The organism is Reinekea sp. G2M2-21 (assembly GCF_015687175.1).
GTDB lineage: Bacteria > Pseudomonadota > Gammaproteobacteria > Pseudomonadales > Natronospirillaceae > Reinekea.
Map to the genome: position 1 here is coordinate 564552 of NZ_JADPQG010000001.1, position 19663 is coordinate 584214.

Genomic DNA, 19663 nt, shown 5'->3' on the forward strand with positions numbered 1-19663 from the left:
GTTGGAATTTCTTTACTTTAAAAAACCAGGTGATCTAACCGTTTGGTTGTCGGTTTTATCGCTGTTATTTGCTTGCTTGATATTCACTATAGATGAAAAAACGCTCACGGAAAGTGAGCGTTTATTGGTCAGGCTGTTTGGCTTCGCTTTAGCCGGATCTGATCGATGTGTTGGCCGCGTTGCATTAATGATTGTGCTCGCGCATCCAATGCAATGCCGTGCCGTGCGCTTTTTAGTCGCACCGGTGTATTGCTGGCGCAATAGCCTTTGTGAGTGATCAGTGAGTCATTGTCAGAGGTGGATATCAGTAGTGCTTCAGATATGCGGTCGCGCACACGCACAGTAACCGGTTGCAAATTGCCGACGACGTATTCAACCCCAAAGACAATGGCATCACCGGCCCTTTTTAGCCACCGCACAATGGCCAGTTTTCCACTTGAGTCTGCGGTCTGGTGGTGCATGACAACATCACCAACAGATAATGCTTGCGCCTCCTGCCAATGATTAATACGAACACAGGCTCCTGTTTTGCTGACATTAATTGTCTGGCTGAGGATGAGCTTTTCAAGCACTGAGGCGGGTGATCGCAAATAACTGTGAATCGTGTTTAACCCAAGTGCTGTTTTGGCTTCAATAGCACAGGGAGCGCGTTCAAATCGGCGGCTGGTGGATTGTTTCCAGGCCATTAATGCTTTTTTTAATGCCATAAAAGCATCGATATTGTCAGCGGTTAAGGTGAAGCCAATCTTTTCAGCGGCTGTGCCGTTGCGCAGTTGACTCATATGCTGTCGCGCCTGTTCAATTATAGGAAGAGGGTTAACGACGCGAATGTTCTCATCATTCCCAGACCCCTGTACCTGTCGGGCAGAGAGTACTCCGGATACCGCTTCCAAATCGACGTAGAAGTAATGAGTATTGAATTCGCGGCTTTCCTGGTGATGCAGTTGCGCACGGAAGGCCCATTTTCGAAGGTAGCTGTCAATGAGCTTCAGCTCCTGGTCATTAAGGTGTTCAGGCTGGGCGGCTTGAAACAGAAGTGCTTGTTTATATCGGCTTTCAATGTCTCGATTGTCAGGCTTATTGCTGTGGAAATCTGTCAGGTAACGTGCCTCAGCGTAGTGATAGAGCCGATTTATTTCAGCCCAGATTACCCCGGGTTGTACGCGATGTTGTTCACTGTAATCTTGCAATTGCTCGCACATGGCCGATATCGCCCAATAGACGAAATTAGCCAACTCTTCTTTTGAGTGTGGAACGGCGTCACGTAATAGAAGCTTGGTGGCGTAGGAAAACTCACGGTTGAGTTCGGGCAGTTCATTCAGTTGGTTGGCGTTTAACACTAACTCGCCCGTGCGAACCTGGCCAATAAACAGTAGGTATTGATTGATCAGTCCTTCCGTCAGATTAAGCCTCGCATCACCATTTAAAGGCATGCGGTTCAAGTTGTGTAAGTTGGTCGACACTTTACTAAAGTGACTTTCAAAATCCGCAACATTCAAAACTTGATTCACCAAAACGTCGCGGTATAGGGCCGTTGTTTCGCGACTGATGTGCAGGTTCTGTTTGGGCATGGTGAGTCGTAGCGCTGCAATGCTCATATGCCTTCCCTCCAGATAAAGTTATCTGGCTATAAATGTAGTTGGTTTATTTTGCTGTGAAGTTATTAATCTCTCTTTTGAGACCTTCCTCACACTTTTACCAATGTTCAGGTGGCTTTGAGGGGTATTTAACAGTGTTTAGTCGCATCAAGGGGGGCGAATGCCTTTTCTTTGTTGCGTGGGGCTTATTAATCCACTTTCCAGTTGACGGGCAATTTATTGGGTGGTCTGTTTGTGGTGGTAGCGTCTTAAAAAAATGCTGTTAACATGCCTTCAGGGATTGATCGATTGCAAAAGGTTGAATGATGCAAAAATGTGTTAAAGCATGGGTTTACGGGAAGGTGCAGGGCGTCGGATACCGGATGTTTTGCAAGCGTAAGGCAAAAGAGATAGGGCTGGTGGGCTATGCACTGAATTTGCAAGACGGTCGAGTTGAAGTGCTGATGTGCGGAGAGGAGGAAGGCATTCAGTTGATGATCGAGTCGTTGCATCAGGGGCCGGCTTTTGCGCAGGTTCTGGGAGTGGATGTCGAGCCGTGCGAAAAACAGGTAGCTACTGGGTTTATGACTGGATGATCGACTTCGTCAATCAGTCCCCTATGCGCCAGTATTTGTTCCAATAGGTTAACACGCGTTTTGGATACCAGGTTTGTCCTCGGCTGCCGTTATATCTTGCCAGGGCACGAATCATACTGCCGTCCTCGACATCTAAATAGTGAGCCAAAATTGTCGTTCCGTAACGCAGATTTGTGGCTACTTCCATTAAGTTATCGTCTTCGCGACCAATCTCTTTTTTCCAGAAGGGCATTATTTGCATCATACCGCGCGCACCCGCATAGGATATAGCGTAGTTGTCAAAAGCACTCTCCACTTGAATTAATGCCAATACTAAACCCGGCTCTAGACCGGCGCGAGTCGCTTCAGCGTGAATCATTTTCAGCAATTCGATACGCTGGTCCGCATCGTCAATCCAGCGACTCAAGGGGGCGGACATGCTTGCGAGCCATACCTGGCCGACGTATTCATCTTCGAATGTGTGCGGCTGATTAAATGCTTTTTGCAGTGCTTGAACCAATTCAGGATTGCTGTCTACGGCAAAACAGACAGGCGATGAGAATAGCCAGAAGCTGATAAACCAGATACTGAATGTTTTGTTTAGAGTCATAAATGAACAATTTTAAGTAATTTCAAGTGGTTACATATTAACAGACTTGGCTAAATGTACACGAATGGGTTAATTCTTAGCGCATTCTTTGTATAATGCCTGCCTTTTTGCAAATTGATTATTTGGATCGGGATAAACCATGCGAAGCCAGTATTGTGGAGAGTTAGATAGCTCATTTATTGATCAGACCGTGACGATTTCCGGTTGGGTCCATCGTCGCCGTGACCATGGTGGCGTTATTTTTCTCGACGTTCGCGATCGGGAAGGCATTATGCAGGTCGTGTTTGATCCCGATGCGGAAGCCAGTTTTGCCATTGCTGACCGCGTGCGCTCAGAATATGTGGTTGAAATTACCGGTTTGGTGCGTGCTCGTCCGGAAGGCACGGTAAATGCCAACATGCGGACGGGTGAAGTTGAAATGCTGGGTCGCGAAATTGCCGTACTGAACAAGGCTGCGACACCGCCATTCCCATTAGACGAGTATTCGGGCGTTGGTGAAGATGTGCGCCTGAAATATCGTTATATGGATTTGCGTCGGCCGGAAATGCAGCAAAAGCTCATTCTGCGTTCGCGTATCACCTCCAGTATCCGTCGCGCTTTGGAAGATCAGGGTTTTATCGATATTGAAACGCCTATCCTGAACCGTGCGACACCGGAAGGCGCGCGTGATTATCTGGTGCCTTCGCGTACCCATCCTGGCTCGTTTTTCTCATTGCCACAGTCACCGCAGCTGTTTAAGCAGTTGTTAATGGTGTCCGGTTTTGACCGCTATTATCAGATCGCAAAATGTTTCCGTGACGAAGACCTGCGTGCCGACCGTCAACCCGAGTTCACCCAGATCGATATTGAAACCTCGTTTATGGATGAAGAAGGCATCATGGCGATTACCGAAACCATGATTCGCAAGCTGTTTAAAGAAGTTCTGGACGTGGAGTTTGATACCTTCCCACGGATGCCATTCTCGGAAGCGATGGAACGGTTCGGCAGCGATAAGCCCGATTTGCGAATTCCTTTAGAGTTAGTCACCGTCAGCGATTTGATGGAAACCGTCGAATTTAAGGTGTTTTCCGGTCCAGCGAAAGATTCTCAAGGTCGCGTAGCGGCGTTGAAAGTGCCTGGCGGTAACAGTTTAACGCGTAAGCAGATCGATGATTACACGAAATACGTCGGCGTTTATGGTGCTAAGGGTCTTGCCTACATTAAAGTCAACGACATGTCTGACTTAGAAGAAGGTTTGCAATCACCCATTGTTAAGTTCTTGCCAGTGGACGTGCGCAAGGCGTTGTTGGAGCGATTGTCTGCTGAAAATGGCGATCTGATTTTCTTCGGTGCCGATAAAGCCAAGATCGTAAACGATGCGCTCGGCGCGCTGCGCTGCAAAATTGGTGCGGACATGAACCTGTACACCAAAGAGTGGGCACCAATGTGGGTGGTGGACTTCCCAATGTTTGAAGAAAACGGTGATGTGCGCCTGACTGCTCTGCACCATCCGTTTACGATGCCATCCTGTTCCATTGAGGAGTTGCAGGCAAACCCAGCGGCAGCGTTGTCGAAAGCCTACGATATGGTGTTGAACGGCGTTGAATTGGGCGGTGGTTCGATACGTATTCATCAGGAAGAAATGCAAAACGCGGTCTTCGATGTGTTGAAAATAGACAAAGAAGAACAAGAAGAGAAATTTGGCTTCTTGCTGTCGGCACTGCGCTACGGTGCGCCACCACATGGTGGTTTGGCCTTTGGTCTGGATCGCTTGGTGATGCTGATGACAGGGTCCGAGTCGATTCGCGAAGTCATTGCCTTTCCTAAAACGCAGACTGCGGCTTGTGTCATGACGCATGCGCCGGGTCAGGTTGAACCTGAGCAATTGAAAGAGTTGCACATTCGGGTGCGAAAACCGCAATCTGAATCTTAAAATTGCCAATGAGTGCACGATAAAATTGGGAGCCGAGTGCTCCCAGTTTTTTTGGAGAAACCCATTAACGAGTCGTCAACTGTAGCATTATTAAGGGGGAAACGACGTGGCAGGTCACAGTAAATGGGCAAATATTCGTCACCGTAAGGCAGCCCAGGATGCCAAACGTGGAAAAATATTTACCAAGATTATCCGGGAGTTAGTGGTCGCCGCTAAATCGGGTGGACCGAATCCGGAAGACAATCCGACGTTGCGCAGCGTGGTCGATAAAGCACTCAGTGCCAACATGAAGCGCGATACTATCGACAAAGCAATCGCTCGTGGTGCCGGTGCCGGAGATGGTGAGAATTTTGAAGCCATGACCTATGAAGGCTACGGTGTCGCCGGGGTGGCCATCTATGTTAAATGTCTCTCAGATAACCGCAACAGGACGGTCGGGGAAATTCGGCACGCTTTTTCCAAGACGGGTGGTAATTTAGGTACCGATGGTTCAGTTGCCTACCTGTTCTCCAATGCGGGTCAGTTGTTTGTTGAGCAGGCCGATGAGGACGCGTTGATGGAAGTGGCACTGGAAGCTGGGGCCGAAGATGTAATCGCCAATGACGATGGCAGTTTCGAGATTCGCACCGCCGCCGAAGAGTTTGTTACAGTAAAGCGCGCGCTTATTGAAGCCGGATACGAGCCGGAAGGCGAAGTGACTATGATTCCATCGACGGAAACGGAAGTCAGTGGGGATGACGCTGAAAAGGTACAGAGGCTGATTGATATGCTGGAAGACCTTGATGACGTTCAATCCGTATACACTAATGCGTCCTTTCACGACGCATAATCAGGGCACAGATTTTGACACTCATTTTGGGTATTGACCCGGGATCACGAAAAACAGGGTTTGGCATCATCAATCAGGTGGGTGCGAAAATCGAGTATGTCACCAGTGGCGTCATCCGGGTGCATAAAGAACCGTCTTTGGCGTTGCGACTGGATCTTATTTACAGCAGTATTAGCGAAATTATCGAACAGTACGCCCCAGCCTGTATGGCTATTGAGCAGGTGTTTATGGGGCGGGGTCCCGATTCCGCCCTGAAGTTAGGGCAGGCGAGGGGGGCGGCCATTGTTGCGGGTACTCAGGCTAAGTTGGATATTCATGAATACGCGGCTCGCAAAGTAAAGCAGGCCGTGGTTGGAAACGGAAACGCCAACAAAGATCAGATGGGGTACATGGTTCAGTTTCTGTTGAAGCTGCCAGGTGTGCCGCAGGAAGATGCTGCAGATGCGCTCGCTATTGCTCTGTGTCACAGCTACACCTTCGCTGGTTTGGTGAATATTGCCGGCGCTACTCATTCTCGTCGTGGGCGATACGTCTGATGCATTTACTTTATTGGATTGAATTATTCGGCGTTGTCGTCTTCGCAATGGCCGGTGCCATTGAGGCTGCACGTAATCGTTTTGACCTGTTTGGCGTTTTGGTGCTGGCATTTGTCTCTGCGCTCGGTGGGGGTACATTGAGGGATCTGTTGCTGGATATCTCGCCGCTGGCCTGGATTCGAGATTTGACCTTGGCGTATGTTGCCCTGATCTCCGGGTTTGCGATGTTTTTGCTGGCGAAATTTGTCCGAATACCTTTTCGTATGTTGTTGTATGCGGATGCCATTGGATTGGCTGCTTTTACAGTCAGTGGGACCCAGGTTTCTATTAATATGGGGTTGCCGGGTCTGGTTGTGGTTATGATGGGTATGGCGTCAGGCATTTTCGGCGGAATTATACGCGATATCATGGCAAATGAGATTCCGCTTATTTTTCGGCGTGATGTGTACGCTACCGCATCGCTCGTTGGCGCAGTCTGGGTTTACTGGAGTCAAGTGCACCAGCTGAGTCCAGCGGTTTCCATAATGGTTGGTTTCCTGTTGATTATGCTCATTCGTTTTGCTGCCATACGTTGGCATTTATCGCTACCTAGTTTTCTGAATACTGCCTCGTATCGCAAAGAAAACCACCCGGAGGAATTATGATTGGACGCATTCAGGGCACATTGATTGAAAATAAACCGCCCGAAATATTGGTTGATATTCATGGGCTCGGCTATGAGCTGCAGTGTCCTCTTTCGACTATTTTTTCGTTACCCGCGGTGGGCGACATTGTAACTTTGCACACTCACCTAGCGGTCAGAGAAGATGCACATGTGTTGTATGGCTTTTCGACACACCAGGAACGAACATTGTTTCGTGTGCTGATAAAGATCAGTGGTGTCGGACCTAAGTTGGCATTGGCTATTCTGAGCGGTATGGAAACGGAGCGTTTCATCCGCTCTATTCAGGATCAGGATCCGGGCGCGTTGGTTAAAATTCCAGGTGTCGGCAAAAAAACGGCGGAACGACTAATTGTTGAAATGAAAGATAAGCTTAACGCACTGGGGGCCGCGGGCTCTATGTTGATCACGCCACTGGAAGCTCAAGTTGATCGGGTGCAGCGTGTGGATGCTTTGCAGGATGCGGAAAGCGCACTCATTGCCTTGGGCTATAAGCCCGCTCAGGCTTCTAAGGCGGTCACGCAGGTGGCTTTGGATGGCATGTCATCAGAAGATATCATCCGTAGCGCACTAAAGGCTATGTAAGGGTTCGTTATGATCGAAACAGATCGCTTTGTCAGTCCTGAAATTGAATCGCCACGTGAAGTGCAGCATGATCGGGCAATCCGTCCAGTCAATTTGGCTGAGTATATTGGTCAGCCTATTGTAAAAGAAAAGATGGAAATCTTTCTTGGTGCTGCCCGCAAGCGCGAAGAGCCGTTGGATCACACCTTAATATTTGGACCTCCAGGGCTGGGTAAAACAACATTAGCGAATATTATCGCCAATGAAATGGGTGTAAATATTAAAACGACGTCCGGTCCAGTATTGGAAAAGGCGGGCGATCTGGCTGCGATGCTGACCAATCTTGAAGAGGGTGATGTTCTTTTTATTGACGAAATTCATCGTTTGTCGCCACATATCGAGGAAGTTCTATATCCCGCCATGGAAGATTATCAACTGGATATTATGATTGGCGAAGGCCCCGCAGCACGAAGTATTAAGTTAGAGTTGCCACCCTTTACGCTGGTCGGCGCTACGACTCGTGCCGGTCTACTGACATCTCCGTTGCGCGATCGCTTTGGTATCGTTGAACGCCTCGAGTTTTATTCAACGGACGATCTGGCCAAGATAGTAACTCGCTCTGCAAAAAAATTGAATGTAGGCGTCGATGCGCATGGCGCGCAGGAAATAGCGCGTCGTTCTCGGGGGACGCCCCGTATTGCCAACCGCTTGTTGCGCCGGGTTCGCGATTTCGCTGACGTGAAGTTTGATGGGAAGGTGAATGCGGATGTGGCAGATCGCGCGCTGAATATGTTGCATGTCGACAAAGCCGGATTTGATCACCTTGATCGTCGCATGATGTTAGCCTTGATTGAAAAGTTTGGCGGTGGTCCGGCCGGAATCGAAAACATTGCCGCAGCGCTCAGTGAAGAGCGGGACACGCTGGAAGATGTGGTCGAGCCCTATCTGATTCAGCAGGGCTATTTAATTCGTACACCGAGGGGGCGCGTAGTGACTGATCTGGCATATTTGCATTTTGATTTAAACCCGAATAAAGACTACTGAGTAAACCTGTTCAGACCATGGCCTGAGATTAACAGGCCGTAACTGAGTGAAAAGGCTTTGAAAAGTCGACAGACCCTGAATTAAGTTACTGGAATTTAACGGTTTTATTCTTTAGCCTACTGGGAAAATAACTCGAAGTAGGAACCCTCCTGTGGCTGAACAGCTATCGTACTGGCAACTCATTGTAGATGCCTCCCTCCTTGTGAAACTGGTGATGTTAACGCTCGTTGGGCTGTCAGTGGCCACTTGGGTCTTTATTTTTGAGCGCCGTAACGTCATGAACGATACGCTCAAAAAGTTCACTGCTTTTGAGGAGCGTTTCTGGTCCGGTATCGATCTGGCGCACCTGTATCGGCAGATCAATGCCAATCCAGAAGACAACAACGCCGGTGAAGCCGTCTTTCGGGCCGGTTTCAAAGAATTTTCCAGGATGCGCCAGCAAAATGTGACCGATGCTGACGGCATTATGGCCGGATGCCAGCGGGCAATGCGTGTTGCCGTCAGTAAGGAAGGGGAAAGGCTTGATGCGCACCTGTCGTTTATGGCAACTGTCGGGTCTACCAGCCCTTATATCGGTTTGTTTGGCACCGTATGGGGTATCATGAATGCGTTTTTGGGACTGGCTTCGGTGACTCAAGTCTCACTCGCGACGGTTGCTCCGGGTATTGCGGAAGCCCTGATTGCGACAGCAATGGGTTTATTTGCCGCCATTCCTGCGGTTATTGCCTATAACCGCTATTCGGCTCGCAGCGATAAAATTATGACGAATCTGGAAATGTTCGCAGAAGAATTCTCTGCCATTTTGCATCGTCAGGCCCATTTATTGGCCAGCCAACAACGCAAGCAGGACTGATCATGAAATTGCGCAGCCGGCGAAAACCTGTTTCCGATATGAACGTTGTGCCCTATATCGACGTTATGCTCGTGCTGTTAATTATTTTTATGGTGACAGCCCCTATGCTGGTGCAGGGCGTTAATGTGGATGTGCCGAAGGTTTCTTCCGCACCACTACAAGTTGATGAACGGCAGCAGCACCTGATTATTGCATTGACCAAAGAGGGTAAAGCCTATATTGAGCGGGGAGAAGACAAGCCTGCTGAAGTGGACGATAAATCCATTGCCACCTTTGTCGGGGGTGTGCTGAGTGCTGAGCCGGGCTTGCACGTGTTATTACGTGCGGATCAATCCGTTAACTACGGTCGTGTGATGCAGGTTATGTCCAGTTTGCAGGCTGCGGGAATGAATTCTGTTGGCTTGATCACTGAGGCGCCAGATGAATAACATGGCCTCGGGTGACACCGGTCAGAATTTAAGTCTGCCGATCATTGGTGCCGTCGCGGTCCACCTGGTGGTGTTTACGTTGCTGATTGGTTCCTGGTCTTTTTCGTACAGTAAGCCGAAAACGTTCGAAATACCCAAGAGCATAAAAGCTGAGTTGGTGGTGTTGGAGAAACCGAAACCTGTTCAGGAAAAACCCGTCGTTACCCAGCCAAAACCACAGCCAAAACCCGAGACCGTTTCTAAGCCAAAGCCTAAAGCTGAGACAAAGCCGGTTGTGCAGCCAAAAACAGAAGCGAAACCTGTGCTGCCAAAGCCTGTTGAGCCAAAACCGAATACGGTGAATGTCAGTAAGCCAGCAGAAACCAAGCCAGCTGTTGTCGAAACGCCAAAACAAACCGAAACGAAGCCAGAAACCGCCCCGGCGGAAGATCTGTTCGAAAATTTGTTGGCTGAAATGGCTGCTGAAGACAGCGCGATTCAGGAGCAGATTGAGGCGATTGAACAATCGCAAATCCGGCAAGCAGAAATAGCGGCGCAAGTATCTGATTACATTGTGGTCATTACCCAGCAGGTAGAAGAAAAGTGGTCGCGTCCAGTGGAATTGCGGTTGATGGATTTGAGCAATATCGAAGCGGTCGTCGCGGTTGAGATTCTGCCGACCGGTGAATTGCAGAGTGCCACTGTGGTGCAACCTAGTGGTAATGAAAATTATGATCAATCGGTGTTGCGTGCAATCGAAAAAGTTCGCCGTTTTACCGTGCCGCAAGACAGTGAAGTTTTTGAAGCCGGTGGCTTTCGTAAACTGAATATTACCTTCAGACCAGAGGATTTAATGAAACCATGAGCCTACTTCGACAAATGAAAGCAGGACTATCCATTATTTGCTTATTGCTCCCATTAATGGCCAGTGCCGATCTGGATATCGTGGTTACCAAAGGATATGACTCAAAAACCAAGGTCGCTATCGTGCCATTTTTCTGGGAGGGCTCTGATCTTTTACCGGAAAAAGTGGAAAACATCATCACCAATAACCTGGTGCGAACAGGTCGTTTTGAGCCATTGCCAGCCGCGCGCATGCTCAGTCAGCCGTTCAGTGAGGAAGGGATCTTTTTCCGTGATTGGCGGTTGCTCGGCCAGGAATTTTTAATCATTGGTCACCTGAAGCCCTTTGGTGATGCCAAGCTTGAAGCGGAAATTGCCTTATACGATGTGGTGAAAAACCGCCGTATTGTCCGGGTGACTCAGGTAATCGGTGTGCATCAGTTAAGGGATTTTGGTCATTCACTGTCAGATCTGTTCTATGAGCGCATGACCGGTGTTAAAGGCATATTCTCCACACGCATTGCCTTTGTCACCCGCAAGATCGTTAATGACAATCAATACGATTACCGCCTGCAGATAGCCGATGCCGATGGGCAGCGCGCTCGCACCGTTTATCGTTCGAACGAACCGATTATTTCTGTTGCTTGGTCAAATGATGGTGGCAAGTTGGCGTTTGCCAACAAAGTTGGTGATCGCTGGACCATTTTTATTCAGGATCTTAAGAGTGGACAGGTGAATTCGATTTCGGATGCGCGGGGCTACACCAGTTCTCCTTCATTCTCGCCTGACGGCCGGTACCTGGCTTACGTGTCGAGTTACCGCAACAGTCCAGAGATTTATTTGTACGATTTTCAGTCGGGGAAATCAGAGCGGATTACCCGCAATACCTACATTGATACCGAGCCGAGCTTCTCTCCTGACTCAAAATCACTGGTTTTTACCTCAGAAAAGGGAGGCAGACCACAAATTTACCGATACGATCTTGCATCGAAGCGAGAAGAACGCTTAACCTTTGAAGGAGCGCAAAACCTGAGAGCTCGTTACAGCTCAGATGGCAAGTATCTGGTTTTCGTACACTTTATTGATGGGCGATTCCATATTGCATCCATGGATCTGGCAACGCGAGATATTCGGGTGCTGACAGAAACGAATCTTGATGAATCACCTTCTATTGCACCAAATGGCACAATGTTGGTGTATGCGACTCAACGAGGGAACCGAGGTGTACTTGCCTGGGTATCACTTGATGGACAGGTCACGAATCAAATGAAGTCAGACTTTGGTGATGTAATTGAGCCTGCATGGTCTCCCTACTTGAACTGATCGTAAAAGCAGTTCAAGATAGGCACGATTGCGGGACTTAGAATAAAGTAACGGAACAAACAATAAACCTGAATAAATGGGATAGGAAAATGGCTAAATCCAAACTGTTAACAATTGCTGCTTTAAGCTCAGCTTTAGTCCTGGTTGCATGTGGTGGTAACACTGACACGTCTGATCAAGGTGCTTCTGAAACAACAGAACCAACGGTTGAGACGGTAGACAATCTAACGCTTGAAACTGATGATTCAATCGACCTGGTCGTTGAAGATGTAGAGCCTGTGGCCGTCATCGAAGACACGATGGACGACATGTACAACGAATTGCTGGATCTGACTTTGGTTTATTTCGATTTCGACCAGTCTAACATCCGCTCTGAGTTCGTCGAAATGCTGGACGCCCATGCTGCGTTCCTGGTAGCGAACCCTAACCAAATGGTTGTATTGGAAGGTCACGCCGATGAGCGCGGTACCCGTGAATACAACTTGGGTCTGGGCGAGCGTCGTGCTAAGCAAGTAGCCACCTTCCTGCAAATCAAAGGTGTTTCTGCTGCACAGATCGATACTGTGAGCTACGGTGAAGAGAAGCCTTTGGCAATCGGTAAAACTGAAGCGGAATACTCACAAAACCGCCGTGTGGAAATTGTTTACAAGTAAGACATATTTGATGATTAATAAGTCTCTGATAAGTGCTGCCCTATTGGGCGGCACTTTTGCGTTTATAAACCCGGTTTTCGCGGCCGGAGTACCGGTGGTTCAATCTCAGGCCGACCATGTCGCAACCTCCGCGGGTGCCGTGCCCTTGAATCGGCAACAAGAGGTGAATGCGGCAGACTCGGCACTAATCGAGTCACTTTTATTTCAATTGCAAGATTTGCAGGCGCTGGTTGCTGAACAGCGTGGCATTATTGAAGAGCTGTCGTATCAGGTTCAGGTCATGCAGCAAGAGCAAAAGGAGCGCTATGTCGATTTAGACAAGCGAATTCAAGGGCTGCAGGACAAAGTGAATAGTGGGGGTGTCGCCAGTGGGCCCACCTTAACCGTTGAAGACCAGTCTGCGTTAACCGATGAAGAAATACTGGCAGAATACAATGCTGCCAAGGCGCTGATGCTGGATAAAAAGTTCGACGAATCTATATCTCAGTTGGCTATTTTTGCCAAAAAATACCCGGCACATCCGTTAACCCCAAACGCCTGGTACTGGATAGGGGAAATATACCTGGTGCAGCGCAATACGAACGGTGCCAAGCAAGCCTTTGGGAATATCATCAATGAATATCCCGAACACGATAAAATGCCAGATTCTCTGTATAAGCTTGGTGTGATCGCGCAACAGGCCTCGGATGTCGCCTTGGCGAAACGCTATTTTGAGCGGGTTCTGAATGAATTCCCGAATACGCAGTCTGCTAAATTGGCCAAAGCGCGCCTGGAAAGCAATTAAATCTCCTGTGTCGGCAACCCCGGCACTGTTATCGTAAGTGAGTTTCTCATGACAAAAAAAGCTGTCGTTCTGCTAAGTGGCGGCCTCGATTCGTCGACCGTATTGTCAAAAGCAAAAGCAGATGGATACGAGGTCTATGCACTGAGTTTCGATTATGGTCAGCGCCATGACTCTGAACTGGATGCCGCGCGAGCCATTGCCGCCAAAGAGCAGGTTGCAGAGCATAAGATTGTGCCCATGAATTTGCGCAACATTGGTGGTTCTGCCCTGACCGATGACGCCATTGATGTACCTGAGACCGAATCTGAGGGAATTCCGGCGACCTATGTGCCAGCGAGAAATACCGTGTTCTTGTCGATCGCCTTGGGCTGGGCTGAAGTGCTGGACGCCGATGCGATTTTTATTGGTGTTAGCGCGGTGGACTACTCTGGTTATCCGGATTGTCGTCCGGAATACATAGCTGCCTTCGAAACACTGGCTAATCTGGCCACAAAACGCGGTGTTGAAGGTCGTAAGGTGGCCATTGTCACGCCGTTGATAGACCTGACAAAGGCTCAGACAGTGCAACTTGGGCATATATTAGGCGTCGATTACGCCCTGACCGTATCTTGTTATCAGGCGAATGAGCAGGGTGAAGCGTGTGGTGTGTGCGATTCCTGTCGGTTACGCAAGAAAGGCTTCGAAGAAGCCGGTGTAGCAGACCCAACCCGATACGCCGCGAAACCCTGAGGAAAAGCGCCTCTGGCCCAATATGTGGCGGATTTCTTTGGAAAAACAATAACTTGGCGATATTTTTTTTAAATAAAGGGTTGCCAAGCGACAAAATTTCCATATTATATGCGCCTCCTTCGGGTCGTTAGCTCAGTCGGTAGAGCAGTTGGCTTTTAACCAATTGGTCGTGCGTTCGAGTCGCACACGACCCACCAATCTTTTTCAGGGTTGTGGGTGAAGGAAATTTGGGTCGTTAGCTCAGTCGGTAGAGCAGTTGGCTTTTAACCAATTGGTCGTGCGTTCGAGTCGCACACGACCCACCAAATTCTTAGAAAGGAGAGCATTGCTCTCCTTTTTTACGTCGGTAAGAAATGCCGGAAGGTTGAACACTGGCATTGATGCCCTCATTAAACTGGCTATTATGTATCGCTGGTCACCACGGTCGAACCTTTCTATGACAGATTCCGCAACGCTTTCAGATTTGAAGATAAATTTTGATGTTCCGCTGACTGAGCGTGAAACAGTGATGTCTGGCGAAGAAGTGGCCAGATTGGAAGCTGAAATCATTGAACTATTGAACGCGCAAAATGCGACCTTGGTTGCGCATTATTACTGCGATCCGCTGGTGCAGGCATTAGCGGAAAAGTCTGGCGGCTTTATTGGTGATTCGCTGGAAATGGCACGCTTTGGTCGCGATGTTGAGGCTGAAACGGTCGTTGTTGCGGGCGTTAAGTTTATGGGTGAGACCGCTAAGATTCTGAGCCCCGAAAAACGTGTGTTGATGCCAACACTGGAGGCGACCTGTTCTCTGGACCTGGGGTGTCCGGTGGATGAATTTACTGCTTTCTGTGACGCGAATCCCGACCGAACTGTGGTTGTCTACGCTAATACCAGTGCGGCCGTTAAAGCACGAGCTGACTGGGTTGTCACCTCCAGTATTGCGCTGGATGTGGTGGACTACCTGGACCGGCGGGGCGAGAAAGTCCTCTGGGCGCCGGATCAGCATTTGGGCGCTTATGTTCAAAAGCAAACTGGGGCAGACGTTCTGTTGTGGAACGGTAGCTGTATTGTTCACGAAGAGTTCCGCGCAAAAGGGCTGCAAGATATGAAGGCTATGTACCCGGATGCTGCGGTTCTGGTGCACCCAGAGTCTCCTGAATCTGTTATCGCGCTGGCCGATGTTGTCGGGTCTACAACCCAGTTGCTGGATGCGTCTCAGTCTATGCCAAATCAACAATTTATCGTCGCTACCGATCGCGGCATTTTTTACAAAATGCAGCAACGCTCGCCAAAGAAGACCTTCATTGAGGCGCCTACTGCTGGACAAGGAGCTCAATGCCGATCCTGCGCACATTGCCCGTGGATGGCCATGAATGACTTGCAGCGCATAAAGCAGGAATTACTGGCGCCAGCCAATGAAGTAACGGTACCGGCGGAACTTATCGCAAAAGCCGTAGAGCCGCTGAATCGCATGTTGAACTTTGCGGATCAGTTAAAGCGCTCATAACGGCTGGTAAATTGGCTGAGCAACGTTTTTAGTAGAGCCGCTTGGTTGGTTTCCTTTTCATTTTTAAGGCTACGCCCTAAGAAGGCGATAGCCTCGGCTTCCCGGCCCGATTGCCACAGAAATTGTCCGTGCCAGTAGTAGGTCGCTGCCCGATGCTGGCATCTTTCAGCAGCTCTTTTCATGTTCTCGATGACATTCAGTGTCAAAAATTCTTTCTGCGCACGGTTATTGAGCTGATTGAATGTATCGCATACGGCAGAGCTGTCTTGGCTGATTTGCAGATTTAAAAGCTCAAAATGTGCCGGTAAAAAGCTTGGAAATATCTGAGTAATCTTCTTGAATCGTTGGGAATTGGTGGCAGTATCTGATTCTTGGCTGACCTGTTTAATCGCGTGCGCAAAGTGCAGATCGGGGTTTGCAGGATCAGACTGTATAGCCGGCAGCGGCAAATCAGCGACATCACTGTTACCCTGAACGTACGCTTTTAAAAAGAGGTAGAGTCGTTCATCTGGTTTGCTTGACGGGGCCGATGTGTTGGCGGAAAGCTTGGAAGAACGTGTATTGCCGAGCGGATGGGTCATTAAAAATTCATACGCTGAGCTGGCATTGTCATCCAGCTTCTGGAAAAAAACGCGGCCAGCTTCGGTGTCGTAGCGAGTATTGGCCATGATGCTTTGTGCGAGCTGGTCGGCTTCTACCTCCATTGCGCGGCTGAAGGTCAGACGGCTTTGTGCCGTGCCGGCAAAGGTGGATATCAATGCAGCGTTGGCTACTTCGGGGTTTTCCTGTGCAAGCAGGATTGACACTAAAATGCCCGTGGCCAGGGTCAATGCTTGCTGATTGGACTTTTGCGTCAGGCGACTGAAATGATCCAGCGCGATATGTGCCATTTCGTGCGCCAGTACGGATATCAGTTCACTTTCATTATCGGTGGCACGCCAAAGTCCGGTATGGATAGCAATGACATTGCCTGGAATGGCGAACGCATTGATGGTCGGATCCTTCAAAATGAGCGGCAAGGTCGAGTCAACGGGCGAAGGGCTGGCAAGATTGAGTTTCAGGAAGCGTTGATTAAGCCAGTAATGTGCCCAGTAATTTTGGACAATCGCATTTTGGCGATTCAGGCTCCGCACAACATAGTCCTGAAAATCAACCGATTCACTGCTTGACCAGTTCACGGGTTTGTCGCCAAAGGCAGCGAAAACAGACAGCGGAAAAGACCAAATAAACAATAACGAAACTAGCTTTCTCATAACCCGGGATAGCAGACCTGATGGATGTCGGTTAACATCATATAGTGATATTTCTCAGTAAAATTAATCAACTTGTAATTGACGTGTAAAACAATGAAGCGAACTTTAGTAGACGCACGTAAGCTGCGGTGCCCGTTACCTTTGCTGAAGTTAAAACAGGCATTAGCGCAGGTAGAGGTGGGTGACGAAGTAGGTATTGCCGCAACGGACGCGGGTTCCTGGCGAGACATTCCGGCTTTTGTTGAGCTGACTGACCATTTATTAATTGAACAGCAAAACGAAAACGACGAGTTTTGGTTTGTTGTTCAAAAAGGAGACTCAGATTGAAAATCTATAGGGTGGTATCGGACTTCCTGCATCGATATTTTTCTGATGAAGAAGCCGTCATTCTGTTTTTGTTATTCGTGATTGCCATTGCGCTGATTTACGCTTTTGGCAGTATTCTGACCCCGTTATTCGCAGCTGTGATACTTTCTTACTTGTTATCCCCGTTGGTCGACAAGTTGCAGGCTTATAAAGTCCCGCATTGGCTAGCAGTGACCATTGTCTTTCTGATCTTTTTCGGGTTTTTATTTGTTGCTCTGTTGATTCTGGTTCCAGCGTTGATTAAACAGATCAGCAGCCTGGTGAGTGACGTGCCTAGAATGATGCGCTTGTTCCAGGACCAGCTTGCACTGTTGCCAGAAAAATACCCGGATATCTTGTCTGATGAACTAGTAAGTCAATGGGTGGGAAGCCTGGATCTCAGTCAGGTCGGGCAACAATTGTCTGGCTGGTTGCCTAACGTCGTTTCATTTTCGCTGAATACTTTGCCAAGTATTATCGGCGTGCTCATTTACGTTGTTGTCGTGCCGTTGATGGTGTTTTTCATCCTGAAAGACCGCGATCGACTCTGGGCGGATTTTAAATCTTTGTTGCCTGCGCAACGGCGATTGATGAATCAGATTGCCCTGGAGATGAACCAGCAGATTGCCAACTACATTCGCGGCAAGGTGATCGAAATCATCATCGTGGGTGGTGTCAGTTTTATCACGTTCACTTTGCTGGGGCTGGATTACGCGGCATTGCTAGGCGTTTTAGTTGGTTTTTCAGTGCTCATTCCCTATATTGGGGCTACCGTAATTACCATACCGGTCTTTGCCATTGGGGTGTTTCAGTGGGGTTTTGGCCCAGATCTCTACTGGGTGTTGTTTGCCTATCTGGTGATTCAGATGTTGGACGGTAATGTTCTGGTGCCCCTGCTGTTTTCAGAAGCGGTCAATCTGCACCCCGTCTCCATTATTGTGGCCGTGCTCATTTTCGGAGGTTTATGGGGATTTTGGGGGATTTTCTTTGCGATACCTCTGGCTACCTTGGTTAAAGCCATCGTTAACGCGTGGCCAAACGCAACGGCATCCATGGCGGGGCCGGAAACGGCAGAAGAGTAATTTTCTGTGTAATGTGTGTCGCCACTAAACTTTGGTGTGGCGACCAAAGGAGAGGTAGAGGGTGGCACTCCGCCCTCAACCTGTTTTTTGCGATTTAACGCCAGCACCTGCTTCAATAAAATCAATCACTTCATGAACGTGGTTTCGCACATCAATATCCCGCCATTCTTTGATCATGATGCCGTCTTCGTTGATCAGAAAAGTCGAGCGACTCAGGCTGATAATCGTCTTGCCAAAAAACTCTTTTTCTCTGAGTACACCAAATAATTCACAAAGTCGGCTGTTTTCGTCCGAAATCAATTCGAATGGCAGAGCCTGCGCCTCTTTGAAGCGTTCGTGATTGTCCAGCGAATCGCGACTGACACCGAAAACCAGGGTGTTTTTATCTCTGAAACGGCGGTAGTTGGCTGCAAAATCCTGATTTTCGATCGTGCAGGCCGGCGTGTTGTCTTTCGGGTAAAAATACAGAATGATTTGAAACCCTGCCAGTGCGCGCAATTGCACATTTTTGTGACTCGTGGCCGGAACAATAAAGTCAGGTACCGTGTCCCCTTCTCGAATCATACATTTGCCTCCTGATGGATATTCCTTCGTTTGGTTGAAATTTGAACAGACGAAGTTTAAGTATGGCCCATAATTTGTAATTCGCCAGTATTACGTCTTGTACAAGGTAAAAGCCGCCAGTACCATTGCGCCAACGTGTTATTGAGTATGAATTATGATTACCGGCAGTATGGTTGCCCTTGTTACACCGATGCAGACCGACGGAACCATTGATTGGGACAGTCTGGCAAATCTGATTGAATTTCACATTGAAAATGATACAGCAGCGATTGTTATTGTCGGCACGACAGGTGAGTCCGCGACACTTGATATGGCCGAACATGAAAAGGTGATTCAGTACACCGTCGAAAAAAGTGCCAAACGAATACCCATAATCGCCGGAACGGGCGGTAATTCCACCTCTGAAGCCATACATTTAACCTCTGCAGCCAAGCGTGTTGGTGCCGATGCAGCCCTGATAGTGACACCTTATTACAATAAGCCTTCACAAGAAGGACTGTACCAGCATTTCAAAGCTATTGCCGAAGCGGTTGACATCCCACAGATCCTTTATAATGTGCCAGGTCGTACAGCGTGCGATTTGTTGCCCGAAACGGTTCTGCGACTAGTCGATATCCCCAATATTGTGGGCATTAAAGAAGCCACTGGAGATCTGGAACGCGCCCGTTTTCTGATTGACAACGTACCGTCCGATTTTGCGGTTTACAGTGGTGACGATGCGACAGCATTGGAATTGATTTTAATGGGTGGCCACGGCGATATCTCCGTGACGGCCAATGTGTCTCCTAAAGCAATGGCGAGCATGTGTGCGGCTGCCGCAACTGGTAATGAAGAGCTTGCTCGGCGTTTGAACGACTCGTTAATGCCATTGCACAAAAAGCTGTTCGTTGAGGCAAATCCGGTGCCGGTAAAATGGGCTTTACATCTGATGGGGTTGATACCGAATGGTATCCGCTTACCTCTGGTTTGGCTGGATGAAGAATTTCATGAAGCGGTGACCACCGCCATGATGGAATCGGGAATCATATAA

22 protein-coding genes and 2 tRNA genes are annotated in these 19663 nt (G+C 48.7%); 20 read left to right on the forward strand and 4 right to left on the reverse strand.

The annotated features are described in order from the left end of the window. Positions 1 to 128 precede the first annotated feature (128 nt). Positions 129 to 1598, reverse strand: coding sequence for a PilZ domain-containing protein (locus tag IYN85_RS02625; protein ID WP_196157284.1), 1470 nt, complete (start codon positions 1596 to 1598; stop codon positions 129 to 131). A 302-nt stretch (positions 1599 to 1900) separates the two neighbouring features. Between IYN85_RS02625 and IYN85_RS02630 the strand changes: the two genes are divergently transcribed. Continuing rightward, the gene (locus IYN85_RS02630) at positions 1901 to 2173 is read left to right on the forward strand and encodes an acylphosphatase (protein WP_196157285.1); all 273 of its coding nucleotides are present in this window, start codon (positions 1901 to 1903) and stop codon (positions 2171 to 2173) included. Between the two features lie 13 nt (positions 2174 to 2186). Here the strand turns inward: IYN85_RS02630 and IYN85_RS02635 are convergent, their stop codons facing one another. Further along, on the reverse strand, positions 2187 to 2762 hold the full coding sequence (locus tag IYN85_RS02635; RefSeq protein WP_196157286.1) for a lytic transglycosylase domain-containing protein: 576 nt from the start codon (positions 2760 to 2762) through the stop codon (positions 2187 to 2189). 139 nt (positions 2763 to 2901) lie between these two features. Between IYN85_RS02635 and aspS the strand changes: the two genes are divergently transcribed. The 16 genes from aspS to nadA all read left to right on the forward strand — a co-directional run bounded on the left by aspS (position 2902) and on the right by nadA (position 15389). After that, complete coding sequence (gene aspS / locus IYN85_RS02640) at positions 2902 to 4674, forward strand: aspartate--tRNA ligase (protein WP_196157287.1); 1773 nt, start codon at positions 2902 to 2904, stop codon at positions 4672 to 4674. 106 nt (positions 4675 to 4780) lie between these two features. Then, positions 4781 to 5503 carry a YebC/PmpR family DNA-binding transcriptional regulator gene (locus IYN85_RS02645; protein WP_196157288.1) on the forward strand — a complete coding sequence of 241 codons (723 nt, stop codon included), beginning with the start codon at positions 4781 to 4783 and terminating at the stop codon, positions 5501 to 5503. Between the two features lie 14 nt (positions 5504 to 5517). Continuing rightward, positions 5518 to 6039 (forward strand): crossover junction endodeoxyribonuclease RuvC, encoded by a 522-nt coding sequence (gene ruvC, locus IYN85_RS02650; RefSeq protein ID WP_196157289.1) that lies wholly within the window; start codon positions 5518 to 5520, stop codon positions 6037 to 6039. Beyond that, positions 6039 to 6683 (forward strand): trimeric intracellular cation channel family protein, encoded by a 645-nt coding sequence (locus IYN85_RS02655; protein ID WP_196157290.1) that lies wholly within the window; start codon positions 6039 to 6041, stop codon positions 6681 to 6683. Before ruvC ends, IYN85_RS02655 begins: the two co-directional genes overlap by 1 nt. Further along, the gene (gene ruvA, locus IYN85_RS02660) at positions 6680 to 7285 is read left to right on the forward strand and encodes a Holliday junction branch migration protein RuvA (protein WP_196157291.1); all 606 of its coding nucleotides are present in this window, start codon (positions 6680 to 6682) and stop codon (positions 7283 to 7285) included. Before IYN85_RS02655 ends, ruvA begins: the two co-directional genes overlap by 4 nt. Before the next feature lie 9 nt (positions 7286 to 7294). After that, positions 7295 to 8308 (forward strand): Holliday junction branch migration DNA helicase RuvB, encoded by a 1014-nt coding sequence (gene ruvB / locus IYN85_RS02665; RefSeq protein WP_196157292.1) that lies wholly within the window; start codon positions 7295 to 7297, stop codon positions 8306 to 8308. 151 nt (positions 8309 to 8459) lie between these two features. Then, positions 8460 to 9161, forward strand: coding sequence for a protein TolQ (gene tolQ, locus IYN85_RS02670; protein ID WP_196157293.1), 702 nt, complete (start codon positions 8460 to 8462; stop codon positions 9159 to 9161). Positions 9162 to 9163: 2 nt separating this feature from the next. Continuing rightward, positions 9164 to 9589: a protein TolR gene (tolR, locus tag IYN85_RS02675; protein ID WP_230390442.1), complete on the forward strand. Its 426-nt coding sequence runs from the start codon at positions 9164 to 9166 to the stop codon at positions 9587 to 9589. After that, positions 9582 to 10433 (forward strand): cell envelope integrity protein TolA, encoded by an 852-nt coding sequence (locus tag IYN85_RS02680; protein ID WP_196157294.1) that lies wholly within the window; start codon positions 9582 to 9584, stop codon positions 10431 to 10433. The genes tolR and IYN85_RS02680 overlap by 8 nt, the downstream gene beginning before the upstream one ends. Next, a complete protein-coding gene (tolB, locus tag IYN85_RS02685) occupies positions 10430 to 11734 on the forward strand; it encodes a Tol-Pal system beta propeller repeat protein TolB (protein ID WP_196157295.1) in 1305 nt (434 codons plus the stop codon). Before IYN85_RS02680 ends, tolB begins: the two co-directional genes overlap by 4 nt. A gap of 89 nt (positions 11735 to 11823) precedes the next feature. Beyond that, positions 11824 to 12387 carry a peptidoglycan-associated lipoprotein Pal gene (pal, locus tag IYN85_RS26315; RefSeq protein WP_196157296.1) on the forward strand — a complete coding sequence of 188 codons (564 nt, stop codon included), beginning with the start codon at positions 11824 to 11826 and terminating at the stop codon, positions 12385 to 12387. Positions 12388 to 12397: 10 nt separating this feature from the next. After that, positions 12398 to 13171, forward strand: coding sequence for a tol-pal system protein YbgF (gene ybgF / locus IYN85_RS02695; protein WP_196157297.1), 774 nt, complete (start codon positions 12398 to 12400; stop codon positions 13169 to 13171). A 48-nt stretch (positions 13172 to 13219) separates the two neighbouring features. Next, positions 13220 to 13900 (forward strand): 7-cyano-7-deazaguanine synthase QueC, encoded by a 681-nt coding sequence (queC, locus tag IYN85_RS02700; protein WP_196157298.1) that lies wholly within the window; start codon positions 13220 to 13222, stop codon positions 13898 to 13900. A 121-nt stretch (positions 13901 to 14021) separates the two neighbouring features. Further along, positions 14022 to 14097, forward strand: a tRNA-Lys gene (locus tag IYN85_RS02705). Between the two features lie 32 nt (positions 14098 to 14129). Next, a tRNA-Lys gene (locus IYN85_RS02710) sits at positions 14130 to 14205 on the forward strand. Positions 14206 to 14408: 203 nt separating this feature from the next. Beyond that, positions 14409 to 15389, forward strand: a complete 981-nt coding sequence (gene nadA / locus IYN85_RS02715) for a quinolinate synthase NadA (protein WP_230390572.1) — start codon at positions 14409 to 14411, stop codon at positions 15387 to 15389. Here nadA and IYN85_RS02720 read toward each other — a convergent pair. Then, on the reverse strand, positions 15371 to 16642 hold the full coding sequence (locus IYN85_RS02720) for a M48 family metallopeptidase (protein WP_196157300.1): 1272 nt from the start codon (positions 16640 to 16642) through the stop codon (positions 15371 to 15373). The two genes, nadA and IYN85_RS02720, sit on opposite strands and share 19 nt — an antisense overlap. Before the next feature lie 93 nt (positions 16643 to 16735). Here IYN85_RS02720 and IYN85_RS02725 point away from each other — a divergent pair, with 93 nt between their 5' ends. Beyond that, on the forward strand, positions 16736 to 16969 hold the full coding sequence (locus IYN85_RS02725) for a sulfurtransferase TusA family protein (protein WP_196157301.1): 234 nt from the start codon (positions 16736 to 16738) through the stop codon (positions 16967 to 16969). Beyond that, positions 16966 to 18069, forward strand: a complete 1104-nt coding sequence (locus IYN85_RS02730) for an AI-2E family transporter (RefSeq protein WP_230390444.1) — start codon at positions 16966 to 16968, stop codon at positions 18067 to 18069. The genes IYN85_RS02725 and IYN85_RS02730 overlap by 4 nt, the downstream gene beginning before the upstream one ends. Positions 18070 to 18144: 75 nt before the next feature. Here the strand turns inward: IYN85_RS02730 and IYN85_RS02735 are convergent, their stop codons facing one another. After that, a complete protein-coding gene (locus tag IYN85_RS02735; RefSeq protein WP_196157302.1) occupies positions 18145 to 18633 on the reverse strand; it encodes a peroxiredoxin in 489 nt (162 codons plus the stop codon). A 154-nt stretch (positions 18634 to 18787) separates the two neighbouring features. Here IYN85_RS02735 and dapA point away from each other — a divergent pair, with 154 nt between their 5' ends. Continuing rightward, positions 18788 to 19663, forward strand: a complete 876-nt coding sequence (gene dapA / locus IYN85_RS02740) for a 4-hydroxy-tetrahydrodipicolinate synthase (protein WP_196157303.1) — start codon at positions 18788 to 18790, stop codon at positions 19661 to 19663.